The following is a 14,977-nucleotide window of genomic DNA, read 5'->3' as shown; positions in this document are numbered from 1 at the left end:
CCCGGTGTGCCGTGCTGGGCGCCGCGATACTGCCCCAGCGCCCAGCACGGCACACCGGGATCGCTGCGCGGCCGCACCCGCACCGGCGGCCCGGCAAGACTTCGCGCACACCCGGCACACCACGCGACACCGGGCACCCCACACCCCCCGCATTCGAGCGGCAGGATCAGATCCAGCAGCATGCTCCGAGTATGCCCACAGCCACCGACAGGCTCGCCACGAAACAACGAACACCGACCACACGACCTCGCCCCGGGCGCGCCGCGACCCATCCAACACCGCAGTCACCCCGACCATGTCGCTCAGCCATGCCACCCGGCCACGCCACCCAGCCACATCGCTCGGCCACGCCACCCGGCCACATCCCTCGGCCACGCCACCCAGCCACGCCACTCAGCCACGTCGCTCGGCCAGCCACGCCACTCGGCCACGTCGCTCGGCCACGTCGCTCGGCCATGCCACTCGGCCATGCCACTCGGCCACATCGCCCGGCCACATCGCCCGGCCACGACCGAGCATGATGGTCATGCACGCGTTGCACAAGGCCATCGCGGGGGCCGTAATCGGAGATCGGTCGATCGAGCCGGAACCGCTTGGGGCGCAGGCACATCCGATCACCTGTTTACCGGACCAGCCCACGCGAGTTTACTGTTCAGGGTTATCTCACCGAAAGGCACTGCACCAGTGCACAGTTCGGAATCTGCCGGCCTACGATGGCAATCGGTGGGCGCGCTGGCCGATCGATAGCTACATGCCAAGGGTTTTGCTCTGGGGCCGCTAGCCCGGGAGCACCGGAACGGCGTTGGAGCCTAGGCCGTTGACCTCGCGCCAGAACCTGTCCGCCGGTGAGGCGGCGGTCTGAAGTTGCATCACCGCACGTGAATCGGCGACGTACTGGGCGTCGGGTGAGACGCTGACGACACGCACCGGAGGGGTGAGGTTCTGGCTGGCCATCCGGGACAGGGCGGTGCCGTCGACGGATACGGACTCCACCGGGTCCACGTTGCCGTCTCGTGCGAGAACCAGTGTTTCGGAGGACATCCAGTCGATGGACACCGCCGGGGTACTGAGATTCACCGCGACGGGCTGCGGCGATTGCAACGAGTAGTGGCCGTCCGGGTGCGGAACGACGACGGTCAGGAATACCTTGCCGTTGGCGATGATCGCCGCGCGTGCGCCGTCCCGGGATATTCGCAGATCGGTGATGGGCAGCCGGGGTACTGGATCGGTGCTGTCGGCCTGCGCGGAGGTCAACGCCGAGATGTCGACGTTCTGGACGGATACGGTCCCGGTGGCGCGGTCATGGACGGCCCGGATCACTCGATTGCCATCGATCGCGGTCCACGCGGCGCTGCCGTCCGCCGTCCACGACGGCCGAGTGAACGAATTACCCTGTGCCACCGAGAAGGGCGTCGTACCGTCGTAGTCCCCGATGACGAGCGTGCGCGACGGCGCCGGGGCGGGCTGGCCGCTGTCGGCGACCGCGGCGACGAGCTGACCGTCGCCGGACAGGCCCACCGACCGCAAATTGTGCACGCTGCCGAAATAGCCGGGCGTCCGCACGATAGTGTCCTTGTCGGCATCGACGCTGACCAGCCCGCCATCCTTCACCGCGTGCAGGCCGATCTGGTTACGATCGGCGACCGCCGGATCGAGCGTGCCGACGTCGCCCGCCGACATACCGTTGGGGTAGCGGTCGTCGAGCGGTTTCCCATCGGCCAGCAGCAGATAGGGTCCGAGAATGTCGGCCGGTGCGAAGGTCTGCACCACCTGCGCGGCCAGCAGCTCCTTACTGTGCTGATCCAGCGCGGCCGCACCGGCGAAGTCGATTTGCACCCCGCCCAGCCCGACGCCGACATTGTCGGTCTGCCCGTCGGCCTTGGTGACGGCGCCGTGCACCGACACCGGCGCACTGAGCACATTGCGCACCGCCGGCGCCAACGCGGTCTGCGGCCCCGCGGCCAACAGCGACAGCAGGCGCTGGGCGAGCTGGCCCTTGCCGGTCGAGATCCAGCGCAGATCGGGCACCAACGTGGTGCCCGAGCTGTTCGGAAAGAACAGCGAGTATCGCTGATAAGCCTTGTAGAAGGCGTCCTTGTCGACGATGACCCCGGCCGGCAGCTGATCGATGCGCCACTCGTTGTCGAGCTTCGCCATCGTGATCTGGGTCTCGAATGCCTTGTCCGTGGCGTGGAACGATCCATCGGCGTCCAGTTCACCGAGCATTCGACCGCGGAGCTGGAAGACCGCCGTATCCGCTGTGCGAGAGAGCAACAGCGTATCCGGCGTGTCCACGATCGAGGTCTTCGCGGCGTCGTCCCAGCTCGATGACGCGTCCGGGGTCAGATACAACCGCGCGGCGGCATGCCTATTGGTGGGATCGGCGGTAGCGGTGAGGAAATCGCGAACCAGCAGATCCGGATCGCGTCCCACGGCCGGCGGTGTCGGGCCTGTGCTGGTGGGCGCGCGCTCGATGGTGCCCAGCGCCTGCGGGGCCGAGGAGTCCGGCAGGTTGGCACACGCACCGAGCAGCAGCACCGCCGCCACAAGCGCGCCGAGGACAGCGCGCATCCGTAATCGGCCCGCGCACCGTGTGTTCATACCACCGCCGCGTCTGCTCATGACTGTCTGTCTCCGGTGTCCAGGGATACGGAGTCATCCGTGCCTTCAGGGGGTTCGGAGGCCGCGCGGCCGTTGCTGGAGTCCGCTGACGACGAGTGCTCCGCCGTCGATTCGGGCGCATCACCACCCGGATCCGATTCGGGCTCCGCCCATTCCGGCCGCGCGTCGGCCGAATCCGGATCCTCGTGACCCGAGACCGGCTCCGCGTTCGCCGATGCGGCTCGCACATCGGCCTCATCACCCGACATCGACTCCGGATCGGCCTCGGTCGACTCCGGCTCGACAGCTCTCGAATTCAGCTCCACCACAACGCCGTCCGAGGTCGCGACGAGCGCGAGGCGGGAGGCCGTATCGTTCGCGGCGGCCGACTCGGCCGTGCGCGGCCCACCGTCCTGCACCGCCGAGCGGCGCTTGGGCGGTTCCAGCGGCAGCGGGCTGACGCCCATCTTGCGAGCACGCACCAGCGGCAGCGTCAGCCGGAAGCTCGCGCCCACACCCAGCTCACCCCATGCCTCGAGCTTGCCCTCGTGCAGGTTGGCGTCCTCCACGCTGATCGACAGGCCCAGGCCGGTGCCGCCGGAGCGGCGCATCCGGGAGGGGTCCGAGCGCCAGAACCGGTTGAACACCAGTTTCTCCTCGCCCGGCCGCAGGCCGACACCCTGATCGCGGACCACGATCGCGACCGCGTTGGCATCCGCGTCACCGCGCATGCGGATCAGCACCGGCTTGGCTTCGCTGTGATCGATGGCGTTGGCCAGCAGGTTTCGCAGCACCCGCTCCACCCGTCGCGGATCCACCTCCGCGACCAGCGGCTCCTCGGGCAGATCCACGACCACCTCGACACCGGCATCCTTGGCCAGATGCCGCACGGTGGAGATGGCCGCCCGGGCGCACATCCGCACGTCCAGCGATTCCACCTGCAGCTCGGCCACGCCGGCGTCGTGACGGCTGATCTCGAGCAGGTCGTTGAGCAGGCCCTCGAACCGGTCCAGCTCGGTCACCAGCAGCTCGGCGCTGCGCGCCAGCGCGGGATCCAGATCGTCGCTGGAGCCGTGGATGAGATCCGCGGCCATGCGCACGGTCGTCAGCGGGGTGCGTAGCTCATGGCTGACGTCGGAGGTGAAGCGCCGCTGCAGGTTGCCGAACTCCTCCAGCTGGGTGATCTGGTTGGACAGACTCTCGGCCATCGCGTTGAACGAGATGGCCAGCTTGGCCATATCGTCCTCACCGCGCACCAGCATCCGCTCCTTCATGCGCCCGTCGGCGAACCGGCCCGCGATGCGCGCGGCCGAGCGGATCGGCAGCACCACCTGCCTGGTCACCAGCAGGGCGATCGCGCCGAGCAGCACCAGCAGGACCGCACCACCGATGAACATGGTGCCGCGCATCAGCGACAGGCTGCGTTCCTCATTGGTGAGCTGGAAGATCAGATACACCTCGAGCGTCGGCACCTGGCTGCTCGGGCTACCGATGATCAGTGCCCGGCCGTGGTAGCCATCCGGATCCGACACGGTCGCGAACTGGTAGCTGATCTGCCCCTGCTGGACGAAGCGTCGTAGCTCGTTCGGCACCTCTTGAATCGGGCCGGCCGGGATCTCCTGCATGTTCTCACCGACCATGACCAGCGCGGAGTTGAAGCTGCCCGCCGCGCTGCCCGCCTCACCGCTGTTACCGATGGACAGCGCACTGCGCGCGGCGTCCAGCCGTGCGGTCTGGGTGCTCTGGTTCTGTACCCCGACAAGCTGGCTGTCCACGATCGCGCGGGCCCGCGTCATCTCGTCCACGGCCGCGGAGATCTTCCCATCGAGCAGCCGATCGGTGATCTGACTGGTCAGCACCACCCCGAGGATGGTGATCACGATGAGCGACAGGGTCAGCGTGGACACGACGACGCGCAGCTGCAGCGAGCGCCGCCACATATGGCCGAGGGCGTCCCCGATCGTCTTGAACCACGCCGCCAACACCGCCAGCGGCCGCTCTAGGCGACCCCTGGAGTCAACACTCATGCCCAAGCCTCGATGGCACTCGGCTCAGGCATGGGCGTCACCGCGATCGATCACGGTGGTCCGGCCTTGTATCCCACGCCTCGGACGGTCAGCACGATCTCGGGGTTCTCCGGATCCTTCTCGACCTTGGCGCGCAGGCGCTGGACATGCACGTTGACCAAGCGGGTATCGGCGGCATGCCGGTAGCCCCAGACCTGCTCGAGCAGGACCTCGCGGGTGAACACCTGGCGCGGCTTGCGGGCCAGCGCCACCAGCAGGTCGAATTCGAGCGGAGTCAGCGAGATCTGCTGGCCGCCGCGGGTGACCTTGTGTGCGGGCACATCGATCACGATATCGGCGATGGACAACAGCTCGGCGGGCTCCTCCTCGGTGCGGCGTAACCGCGCACGCACCCGGGCGACGAGTTCCTTCGGCTTGAACGGCTTGACGATGTAATCGTCGGCGCCGGATTCCAAACCCAGCACGACGTCGACCGTGTCCGTTTTCGCCGTCAGCATCACGATCGGCACACCGGAATCGGCTCGCAGCACACGACATACGTCGATGCCGTTCATGCCCGGCAGCATCAGGTCCAGCAGAACCAGATCCGGGCGCAACTCCCGGACCGCGGTCAGTGCCTGCGTGCCATCGCCAACGGTGTGGGGATCGAAACCCTCGCCGCGCAAGACGATCGTGAGCATCTCCGCGAGCGCCATATCGTCGTCGACGACCAGAATCTTCGGCTTCATAAGTACTATGTTGTCATCTCTTCGGCTCGGAACGGGCAACCACGCCAACACTGGTACGTTTCCGACGCACATCCAACCCTATCGGGCAATCAATTTCGACAGGCGCACGGCCAATGTTGCCGGATCGTCATGCGGTGCATGCAGCAACCATGGACCGTGCCAGCGTGCTTCGGCCATCACACGATAGACCTCCGCCGTGCGTTCCTGTAGCGCCCTGTCGCTTTCGTAGGCGTCCAGCGCACGGGTGTCGTCGAGTTCGCCACGCCGACGGGCGCGTTCGGCCGCCAATTCCGCCGGTACCGCGAGTAACACATGCGCGTCGGGCACCGGCAGATCGAATCGCCCGAATTCCAATTCCGCGACCCAAGCGGCCATTTCACCGTCTGTGGACTGGTCGGTCCGTGCGGCGTTATAGGCGACATTCGAGGCGACGTAGCGATCCAGCAGCACAATGTCGTTGTCCGCCAGGAGCTTCAGCAGCTCGTCGCGCGCGGCGGCCCGATCCAGCGCGAACAGCAGCGCCATCGCGTTCACCGACGCGGCCAGATCGCCGTGCCGACCCCGTAGCGCCTCGGCCGCCAGATCCGCGTGCACCGACCTGCCGTAGCGGGGGAAGGCCAGGGTGGCCACCCGCAGTCCCCGGTCGGTCAGGTGGCCCACGACCGCCTCGATGAGCGTGCGTTTACCCGCCCCGTCCAGGCCCTCGACCGCAACCAGCACTCCCATACGCAGCAGGCTACCGCGCACCACCGACACACCGGCGTGCTCCCCACCGTCGTCCCGGCACGCTCACCCCGCCGTCCCGGCACGCTTTCGGCCGGAATTTACGGCTCGCGGTTGATTGCGATGGATCCCGGCCGAAAGCATGCCTGGATGACGGTGGTGAAGCAGCCGGACGACGGCGCGGCCGGGACGGCTCGGACCCTAGTAGCGGTAGTGCTCGGGCTTGTACGGGCCCTCGACGTCCACGCCGATGTACTCGGCCTGATCCTTGGTGAGTTTGGTCAGGGTTCCGCCCAGCGCCTCGACGTGGATGCGGGCGACCTTCTCGTCCAGGTGCTTGGGCAGGCGGTAGACCTCGTTGTCATATTCCTGCGGCTTGGTCCACAGCTCGATCTGGGCGATGACCTGGTTGGAGAAGCTGTTGCTCATCACGAACGAGGGGTGGCCGGTGGCGTTGCCCAGGTTCAGCAGGCGGCCCTCGGACAGCACCAGGATCGACTTGCCCGACTCCTTGAACGTCCACAGGTCGACCTGCGGCTTGATGTTCAGCTTGCTCGCGCCCGACCGCTCCAGCGCGGCCATGTCGATCTCGTTGTCGAAGTGGCCGATATTGCCCAGGATGGCCTGTTCCTTCATGGCCTTCATGTGGTCCAGGCCGATGATGTCCTTGTTGCCGGTCGAGGTGACCACGATGTCGGCGTCGCCGATGGCCTGCTCGACGGTGACCACGTCGAAGCCGTCCATCAGCGCCTGCAGCGCGTTGATCGGGTCGATCTCGGTGACCTGCACGCGCGCGCCCTGGCCGGCCAGCGATTCCGCACAGCCCTTGCCGACGTCGCCGTAGCCGCAGATCAGCACCTTCTTACCGCCGATAAGCACGTCGGTGCCGCGGTTGATGCCGTCGATGAGCGAATGGCGCGTGCCGTATTTGTTGTCGAACTTGCTCTTGGTGACCGAGTCGTTCACGTTGATCGCCGGGAACACCAGCTCGCCCGCGGCGGCGAACTGGTACAGCCGCAGCACGCCGGTGGTGGTTTCTTCGGTGACGCCGCGCACACTCTCGGCGATCGTGCCCCACTTGGTCTTATCGGTCTCCAGCCGCTCGCGCAGCAGGTTCAGGAACACCGTGAACTCGGCGGAGTGGTCCTCGTCGGCCGGCGGCACCAAGCCCGCCTTCTCGAACTGCGCGCCGCGCAGCACGAGCATGGTCGCGTCGCCGCCGTCGTCCAGGATCATGTTCGCGGGCTCACCCGGCCAGGTGAGCATCTGCTCCGCGGCCCACCAGTACTCCTCCAGGCTCTCGCCCTTCCAGGCGAACACCGGCACGCCCTTGGGCTCCTCGATGGAGCCGTGCGGCCCGATGACCACGGCCGCGGCGGCGTGATCCTGGGTGGAGAAGATGTTGCACGAGGCCCAGCGCACCTGCGCGCCCAGCGACACCAGAGTCTCGATCAACACCGCGGTCTGCACGGTCATGTGCAGCGATCCGGAGATCCGGGCGCCCTTCAGCGGCTGCACCTCCGCGTACTCCCGGCGCAACGCCATCAGGCCGGGCATCTCGTGCTCGGCGAGTCGAATTTCCTTGCGGCCGAACTCGGCCAGCGACAGGTCCGCGACCTTGAAATCGATCCCGTTGCGGCTGTCGGCAGTCGTTGTGCTGCTCACTGCGGTCGTCATCTGCCTCGCTGCACCTTCCTTGTCGGCGTGTACGCAGAAGAGCGTAATACGAAACCTGCGTACACGGTACGCATGGGTAGGGGCACCGACCGCCGCGCCGGTTCGATCAGGCCGCGGCCGCGGGCCCGCTGTCGTACGCAGCCAGTATCCGCTGCCGCTTGCGCGGGGCTATATTGGCCCGGCTGACGTCGCCGTCGTAGTGCGCGAGCACCCGGGGGTCCATGACGCGCCGCCACAGCGGCGGCACCACCGCCAGCACGATCATGCTCGCGTATCCGGCGGGCAACTGCGGCGCCTCCTGCGAGCTACGCAAAGTCTGGTACCGCCGTCCCGGATTCGCGTGATGATCACTGTGCCGCTGGAGGTGGAACAGGAAGATGTTGGTCACCAACCGGTCACTGTTCCAGCTGTCCGCGGGCGAGCAGCGCGCCCACATCCCGTTGGGCTTGCGGCTGCGCAGCAGGCCGTAATGCTCGACATAGTTGACCGTTTCGAGCAGCGCGGCCCCGACGACCGCCTGGAGCAGCAGGTAGGGCAGCATCGCCGGACCGAACGCGGCCAGCAGGGCCAGGTACAGCACCAGCGTCATCGCCCAGGCCTGCAGGATGTTGTTCTGCCAGGTCCACCAGCGCAATCCCTTGCGATGCAGACGGTCCCGTTCCAGCGTGATGGCCGAGCGGAAGCCGCCGAGCACGCTGCGCGGCAGGAACTCCCACAGCGACTCGCCCAACCGGGCGCTGGCCGGATCGTCCGGCGTGGCAACCCTGGCGTGATGACCCTTGTTGTGCTCGACGAAGAAGTGGCCGTACCCCGACTGGGCCAGCGCGACCTTCGCCAGCCACCGCTCGGCATGCTCGACCCGATGACCCAGCTCGTGCGCGGCGTTGATGCCGATGCCGCTGACCAGGCCCAAAGTCATTGCCAGACCGAACTTGTCGAGGAAGCTCAGCTGATCTTGCGCCCAGAGATAGCAGGCCGCCCACAGCCCGATCAGCTGGATCGGCAGGAACAGATACGTGCACCAGCGGTAGTAGCGGTCGTTCGACAGCAGTTCGTAGTCCTCGTCACGCGGATTCGTACCGTCGTCGCCCACGACCCAGTCCAGTACCGGGATCGCGATCAGCACGATGATCGGCCCGATCCACCAGAACACCGGCAAGCCGGTGTACAGCACCAACTGCGACGGCAGTATGGCGGAACCGGGTGCTATCAAACCCAGCACCCATAGGTACCGCTTCGGATCGGGCTTAGCCGAGCGATTGCCGACCGATTGCACGTTTGCCCCGCTAAAAGATTCTGTGGAACTCTTGCCCATAGATAGGTACAGCCTTTACGCCCGTTACGCACTACCTTCGCACTTTCAAGTGATGGCCGTTACATGCCATCCGGTCTGCTTTTAAGGCTGCTCATAGACACCTAGGAGAACCGCATCCCAGAGGCAAACATCGTCAACGAGCCGTGGCATCGCGTGTCATCCTCTCATGGAAGTGTTTCAAACTGGATGAGTTGTCCCGCAGCACACACTGCGAGCGACAACGGAATCGTTATACAGCACAACACGACTCGGAAACACCCGGGGCGGACATAACAGACCGTCCGGATGAACTTCCTGTGATCGTTACCAATCATCGACGTCAGCTATAACGCACCTACGGACGTCCCGCCCAGCCGTAGGTGGTGTGCCGTTCGACCGCTCCCTCGGTGGCCAGACGCTCCAGGTAGCGCCAGGCGGTCACCCGGGAGACGCCGACTCGCTGCCCGGCGTCGGTGGCCGAGAGCCCGCCGGGGGCCGCGCGCACGGCCCGGGTGATCTGCTCGAGTGTCTGCGGGGCTATACCTTTCGGGACCGCTGCCCCGGGGGTCGGGAGTGCGCAGGGCACTGAACGCCCGATCGATGTCGCACTGGGTCAAGCTCGGCTCCTCTGGCGACAGCGTGGCGCGAAACTCCCGGTAGCGCTCGAGTTTCTCCCGAAACGCCGTGAACGGAAACGGCTTCAGCAGATACAGCGCAATCCCGTGCGAGACCGCGGCGCGGACCATCGCCAGATCCCGGTACGATGTGATCGCGATCATATCCGGACGGGGGCAGCCGGGTCAGCGCCGAGGCCACGTCGAGGCCGCCGATATCGAGCAGGCCGATGTCCAGCATCGGTGCGCCGGCGGCGTGCGCCATTGTCACGGCACGCAGAGCGTCGCGGCCGGTATGCGCGACGGCTGCTGGGATGAAGCCGGCCACTCGCTCCACGGAGGTCCGGTGCGCCCGGGCGATGCGCCGATCGTCCTCCGCGATCATGACCCGGATCGGCGGCGGCATGGGCGGCCGCGGGCCCGGAGTTGGTGGATCTTCTGCCGTCATCGCGGAATCCTCACCACAACAGCCGATTCCGGACTTCACCGCGCCCCCAGCGTGCCGCCGTACCGGGTCACCAGGCGCCACACCAGCGCCAGCCCGAACCCGTTGCAATTCCGGCCCATATCCGCGCGGTCCTGAACCGTGAACTGCCCTTCGACGAGTCGAGCATGGTCGAGGACGACACCGTGCGGGCTGAATCCCGTTCCGCCGAAACGGAAAACGAGCCTGCCGCGATCTGATTGGGCCAGACGCGGCCCCCTACGGGAACCGTTGTGTACCAGGTGGTTCCCGCCAAAGGAACGCGGGTACGACGAAGTCGACCACGCGGGAACGACGGAGCCGACCGAGCCGGGGAACGGCGGTCGGCGAATCAGCGCAGCAATACGTCGGCGTCGTCGGGCAATGCATCCACCGGCCACCACCGCAGATCCGTCGATTCCGAGCTTCGTACGGGCACAGCACCCTTCGGCGCGACGATTTTGAACAGCAGATCCAGGTGGCGAGTGGGGCGGCCCAGCGAACAGGTGATCGGATGCGCCTGCGCCCCATACAGTTCCGGGTCGATCGACAGATCCCCGATGCCGGATTCCTCGATGGCCTCACGCAGCGCGGCCGCGCTCACCGTGGCGTCGAGCTCCTCGCAGTGGCCGCCGAGCTGGATCCAGCGGCCCACGCGCGGATGCAGGGTCAGCAGGATCTCGCTCTCGTCGTGGGAGAACACCAGCGCCGAGGCGGTGATGTGACCGGGCGCGTGCTCGCGCAGGCAACCGCGCGGGGCCGAGCCAAGGAAGGCCAGCATCGCCTCGCGCAGGGACTGCTCGGGTCCCGTTGCCGGGGACCAGGTTTCCAGCAGCCCCGTCGCCGACTCGTGCAGTGAACTCGCGCTCATCCCATCCTCTCGATCGCTGTCGGCCCGCGCCGACCCTATAGTTCGATCAGGCCGTCGCCCGCCTCGCGGGGGTCCCGAGGCGACAGATCCTCGAGGGGGTAGCCGACGGCTATGGCGCCCAGCGGGTTCCAGTCCGCGGCTGATCCCAGCGCCTCCCGGGTGACCTCGGGGGCGAAGATGGTCGATCCGATCCAGCAGCTGCCGACGCCCCGGGTGGCCAGCGCGACCAGCAATCCCTGCACGGCCGCGCCGACGGCGACGGTGAACATGGTCTGCTCGGCGGCGCGGCGGCGTTCGTCCGGATAGTCGTGTGCGCCGTCGGGCACGCAGAACGGGACGATCACCTCGGGGGCCTCGGACAGGATCGCGCCGCGCGCGATCCGGCGTTCCACGCTCTCGGGGGTGCGGCCGTCGCCGGTCAGGTCCTCGCGCCACCGGTCGGCCATCGCAGTCAGCAGCCGCTGCCGCACCGCGCGGTCGCGCACCCAGACGAACCGCACCGGCCGGGTGTGATGCGGCGCGGGCGCGGTCAGCCCGGCGGCCACCGCGGCGCGGATCACCTCGGGAGCGACCGGCTGATCGGAGAACTGGCGCACCGAGCGGCGCAGCAGCAGCGCCTCGTGACGGCCGCGGTCGATGGCCTCGGCCGTGCCCAGCCAGAACAGGTCGTCCTCGCCGCCGCGCAGCAGATCCGCCGCGCGGGAGCCGTCGTCGAACGGGCTCAGGCCGCGGACCACCGCGACCGGGACCCCGCCGAGCTTGCCCTTGGCCAGATCGGCCGCGGCGGCCAGCTCGTCGGCGACGGCGACCTGGGTGACCTGAAGTTCGTTGCCCTGACCGTCGATCGAGCCCGCGTAGTCGTGCAGCACCCGCAGTCCGGCAGCGCCGATCGCGGCGTCGGTCTGCCCGTTGCGCCAGGCCCGGCCCATGGTGTCGGTGATGACGACGGCGACCCGCACACCGAGCCGCTCGGCCAGTGCGGTCCGCAGGGCCTGCGCGCTGGCGTCGGGATCGGCGGGTAGCAGAACCAGTTCGCCCTGCTCGACGTTGGAGCCGTCCACGCCGGAGGCGGCCTGCACGATGCCGAGCTTGTTCTCGGTGATCAGGGTGCGGCCCTTGCTCGCCAGCACGCGCACCGCCTCGGACAGGACCAGTTCGCGGCGCATGACGTCGCGTTCCTCGGGGTCCGCGGGCGCGGGCACGATCCGGCCCTCGGCCTTGGCCACGATCTTGCTGGTGACGACCAGGATGTCGCCGTCGGCGAGCCAGGGGGCCTGTGCCGCGATGTGTTCCGCGACGTCGTCGCCGGGACGGAACTCCGGCAGCCCGGGCACGGGAAGTATGCGTACCTCGCCACCGGGCGCGTGATCACCGGACTCGGGCAGGATGACACTCACGGCTTCACCCCCGCGATGTCCAGTGCCTCGCGCGCCATCTCGGCCGTCGCGGCCGGATCCGTCATCAGCAGTGGCACGCTGCGTACCTCCACTCCCGGCACCTGCGCGGTGTCGGTGGAGTGAATCAGCCAGCCGTCCAGGATTCCGGTCTCCGACCGCGCGCCGTAATGCCGGGCGATGGCCTCGGCGGAGGTCTCCACTCCGATCACGGTGAGACATTCGTCCGCCATACCCCGCAGCGGCTTGCCATCGATCACCGGCGACAGCCCGACTACCTTGGCCGATGTGGTGCGCAAGGCACCTCGAATACCGGGCACAGCCAGGATCGAGCCGATGCTGACAACGGGATTCGACGGGGCCATCAGAACCGCATCAGCGCGATCTATGATTTCTGTCACATTTGGTGCCGGTGTGGCCTGTTCCGCCCCGATTGTGACGAATCCATGGGTCTCGACGCTCGCCCGGTAGCGTACCCACCACTCCTCGAAATGAATCGCGCGACGTTCGCCAGGGTTGTCCGGCTCGCTGATAATGACATGTGTTTCGCACCTGTCGTCGGTCACCGGAACGAGTCGAACACCCGGTTGCCAGCGGTTGCACAGCGCCTCGGTGACCGCGGAGAGCGGGTACCCCGCGCGCAGCATTTCGGTGCGCACCAGATGGGTGGCGATATCCCGGTCGCCGAGCCCGAACCAATCGGGCTGAGCGTGGTATTTCGCCAGCTCCTCCTTGGCGTGCCAGGTCTCGCCCGCGCGGCCCCAGCCGCGTTCGGTGTCGATACCCCCGCCGAGGGTGTACATGCAGGTATCGAGGTCGGGGCAGATACGAAGGCCGTGCATCCAGACGTCGTCGCCGACGTTCACGATCGCCGTGATCTCCGCGTCGGGCAGCAGGGCGCGCACACCCTGTAGAAACCGTGCGCCACCGACTCCGCCGACCAGTACGGCGACGCTGGTCTTACGATCGGGCGGCGCCGTCTCGGAGGAGTCGGCCGCAGTGTCATGGGGGCGGCTCACCGCCGTGCCGGGCGGGATGTCCGCTTGTTCTCCAGTCACATCCGCATAGCCTATGCCGTACCGTTACCGTCGCTTCGCGCAGCATATTTGCCGCTCATTAGCTACTTGACGGTTACAAAACCGTCGCGAAGACGGTTGCGGATAGTAACGGATTAGTGTCGGCAGCTTGACCATCGCGCCGTCCGGCGTGTCTAATCACAGGCATGTCATTTCGGGTCCGCGCGAGAGTGCAAGGCGCAGACCAAGATTCGAACAGATGTTCGAACCGGGATGACCAGCTCGGGGAAGGCCGCGAGACAACGTCGCGGTGTTGGGCCGTCGGTGTGCAGATCGGGTCCGACGGATAAATCTTTCTGCGCTAACACACAGTGAGGAGGCGGAGCGATGGCCGAAGAGCTGGCCCCGTCTGGCATTCCGGGTGGTGTATCGCATTCCGATTCCACAGCAGGCGCAGTACCAGGCGTCTGCACGGACAGCTGGACCGAGGAACGAGAGGGGGGAAGTCAGGTGACCGGTTCGGATACGGGAGGGCACGTTGGTGGTCAGTGGGCGCGAACACAGCGCAAACCCGAACCGCCGAAGCTCAGTCTCATCGTCACCGACTTCGACACGATGTTCGACACGATCGAGGAGCAGTGGCAGGAACGGGCGCTGTGTGCCCAGACCGACCCGGAGGCGTTCTTCCCGGAGAAGGGCGGCTCCACACGCGAGGCCAAGCGGATCTGCATGGGCTGCGAGGTCCGCGACGAATGCCTGGAATACGCTCTGGCACACGATGAACGCTTCGGCATCTGGGGTGGACTGTCCGAGCGCGAGCGGCGCCGCTTGAAGCGGGGCATCAGCTAAAGGAAAGCGATTGTCACCGTTCGCGGTTCGAATCGGACCGCAGCGGGCCGGCTGTTCTGCCCTCGCTGCACCACGGGGTGCGGCGAGGTCGAGCGGTCGCGGCGGGCGCCGATCCGCTATTCGTCCGGATCGATGACGTCCGGATCCACACCCAAATAGGTGGCGATCTGCTGGACCAGAACCTCGCGAAGCAGGTCTATCAGGTCGTCCGGATCGCTCGCACGCAATTCCAGCGGCTTGCGGAACAACACCACGCGGGCGCGCGTCGCCGCGCCGCGCGAGTCCACGCCCGCCGGGATCAGCCGGGACAGCGGCACCGGGCCGTCGGCGACCACCTCGTCCGGCCACGTCACCGAATCCGGGTGGAGTGGACGTATTTTCGGTACGTCGTCGACCGCGATATCCAATTTGGTGAGCCGGTCGTGCCAGCGGCTGTCCAGCGGTGCGAACGCCTCGAGCACCAGCCGGTCGAACTGCTGGCCCCTGGTGCGCCAGGCGGGCACCGTCGGCGGCAGCATCGGTCCGCGCACGCCTCGGCCGCGACGAATCACCGACCGTGCGGTCGGCGGCCGCCTCCGTGATCGCGTCATACGCACGACATTAGTCACCCCGCCCCCAGCTCGGTGCGCCTAGGTGAGGCCGGGCAGAGTTGTCCGATCGGGCGGCCCGACGTGGTTACGCGGGCTGCTGCCGCCGGCCCCGACCAATCGGGCGAACTGG

General features: G+C 67.2%; 11 protein-coding genes and 2 pseudogenes. 1 reads left to right on the top strand and 12 read right to left on the bottom strand.

Features of this window, described 5'->3' with window-relative positions:
- The 11 genes and pseudogenes from JZ791_RS18415 to cofD all read right to left on the bottom strand — a co-directional run.
- Positions 1–182: pseudogene (locus JZ791_RS18415) on the bottom strand (ComF family protein); the annotation flags it as partial.
- A 595-nt stretch (positions 183–777) separates the two neighbouring features.
- Complete coding sequence (gene lpqB / locus JZ791_RS18410; RefSeq protein ID WP_216896370.1) at positions 778–2,601, bottom strand: MtrAB system accessory lipoprotein LpqB; 1,824 nt, start codon at positions 2,599–2,601, stop codon at positions 778–780.
- A 17-nt stretch (positions 2,602–2,618) separates the two neighbouring features.
- Positions 2,619–4,628, bottom strand: a complete 2,010-nt coding sequence (mtrB, locus tag JZ791_RS18405) for an MtrAB system histidine kinase MtrB (protein ID WP_216896369.1) — start codon at positions 4,626–4,628, stop codon at positions 2,619–2,621.
- Between the two features lie 50 nt (positions 4,629–4,678).
- Positions 4,679–5,356: an MtrAB system response regulator MtrA gene (mtrA, locus tag JZ791_RS18400; RefSeq protein WP_245401060.1), complete on the bottom strand. Its 678-nt coding sequence runs from the start codon at positions 5,354–5,356 to the stop codon at positions 4,679–4,681.
- Positions 5,357–5,434: 78 nt separating this feature from the next.
- Positions 5,435–6,082, bottom strand: coding sequence for a dTMP kinase (locus JZ791_RS18395; protein WP_216896368.1), 648 nt, complete (start codon positions 6,080–6,082; stop codon positions 5,435–5,437).
- A 198-nt stretch (positions 6,083–6,280) separates the two neighbouring features.
- Complete coding sequence (ahcY, locus tag JZ791_RS18390) at positions 6,281–7,756, bottom strand: adenosylhomocysteinase (protein WP_216896367.1); 1,476 nt, start codon at positions 7,754–7,756, stop codon at positions 6,281–6,283.
- Positions 7,757–7,862: 106 nt separating this feature from the next.
- A complete protein-coding gene (locus JZ791_RS18385) occupies positions 7,863–8,978 on the bottom strand; it encodes an alkane 1-monooxygenase (protein WP_308162975.1) in 1,116 nt (371 codons plus the stop codon).
- A 427-nt stretch (positions 8,979–9,405) separates the two neighbouring features.
- Positions 9,406–10,070, bottom strand: a pseudogene (locus tag JZ791_RS18380) (response regulator transcription factor).
- 409 nt (positions 10,071–10,479) lie between these two features.
- Positions 10,480–10,998 (bottom strand): NUDIX hydrolase, encoded by a 519-nt coding sequence (locus JZ791_RS18375; protein ID WP_216896365.1) that lies wholly within the window; start codon positions 10,996–10,998, stop codon positions 10,480–10,482.
- A gap of 35 nt (positions 10,999–11,033) precedes the next feature.
- On the bottom strand, positions 11,034–12,386 hold the full coding sequence (locus JZ791_RS18370) for a coenzyme F420-0:L-glutamate ligase (RefSeq protein WP_438804534.1): 1,353 nt from the start codon (positions 12,384–12,386) through the stop codon (positions 11,034–11,036).
- A 5-nt stretch (positions 12,387–12,391) separates the two neighbouring features.
- Positions 12,392–13,336: a 2-phospho-L-lactate transferase gene (cofD, locus tag JZ791_RS18365; RefSeq protein WP_254205910.1), complete on the bottom strand. Its 945-nt coding sequence runs from the start codon at positions 13,334–13,336 to the stop codon at positions 12,392–12,394.
- Between the two features lie 687 nt (positions 13,337–14,023).
- On the opposite strand from cofD, the gene JZ791_RS18360 reads away from it, so the two are divergent.
- Positions 14,024–14,257, top strand: coding sequence for a WhiB family transcriptional regulator (locus tag JZ791_RS18360; protein WP_030515006.1), 234 nt, complete (start codon positions 14,024–14,026; stop codon positions 14,255–14,257).
- A 116-nt stretch (positions 14,258–14,373) separates the two neighbouring features.
- On the opposite strand, the gene JZ791_RS18355 is transcribed toward JZ791_RS18360, so the two are convergent.
- The gene (locus tag JZ791_RS18355; RefSeq protein WP_216896363.1) at positions 14,374–14,847 is read right to left on the bottom strand and encodes a metallopeptidase family protein; all 474 of its coding nucleotides are present in this window, start codon (positions 14,845–14,847) and stop codon (positions 14,374–14,376) included.
- Positions 14,848–14,977: the final 130 nt, after the last annotated feature.

The sequence above is a fragment of the Nocardia alni genome (assembly GCF_019038435.1).
In the GTDB taxonomy this organism is placed as follows: domain Bacteria; phylum Actinomycetota; class Actinomycetes; order Mycobacteriales; family Mycobacteriaceae; genus Nocardia; species Nocardia alni.
The sequence above is the reverse complement of the archived record's forward strand: the minus strand, read 5'-3'. Positions and strand labels throughout refer to the sequence as shown.

Coding starts and splice junctions, on each gene's coding strand:
- mtrA (WP_245401060.1), bottom strand. CDS start 5,356: ATGAAGCCGAAGATTCTGGTCGTCGACGACGATATGGCGCTCGCGGAG.
- JZ791_RS18395 (WP_216896368.1), bottom strand. CDS start 6,082: ATGGGAGTGCTGGTTGCGGTCGAGGGCCTGGACGGGGCGGGTAAACGC.
- lpqB (WP_216896370.1), bottom strand. CDS start 2,601: ATGAACACACGGTGCGCGGGCCGATTACGGATGCGCGCTGTCCTCGGC.
- JZ791_RS18360 (WP_030515006.1), top strand. CDS start 14,024: ATGTTCGACACGATCGAGGAGCAGTGGCAGGAACGGGCGCTGTGTGCC.
- JZ791_RS18375 (WP_216896365.1), bottom strand. CDS start 10,998: ATGAGCGCGAGTTCACTGCACGAGTCGGCGACGGGGCTGCTGGAAACC.
- JZ791_RS18355 (WP_216896363.1), bottom strand. CDS start 14,847: ATGACGCGATCACGGAGGCGGCCGCCGACCGCACGGTCGGTGATTCGT.
- ahcY (WP_216896367.1), bottom strand. CDS start 7,756: ATGACGACCGCAGTGAGCAGCACAACGACTGCCGACAGCCGCAACGGG.
- mtrB (WP_216896369.1), bottom strand. CDS start 4,628: ATGAGTGTTGACTCCAGGGGTCGCCTAGAGCGGCCGCTGGCGGTGTTG.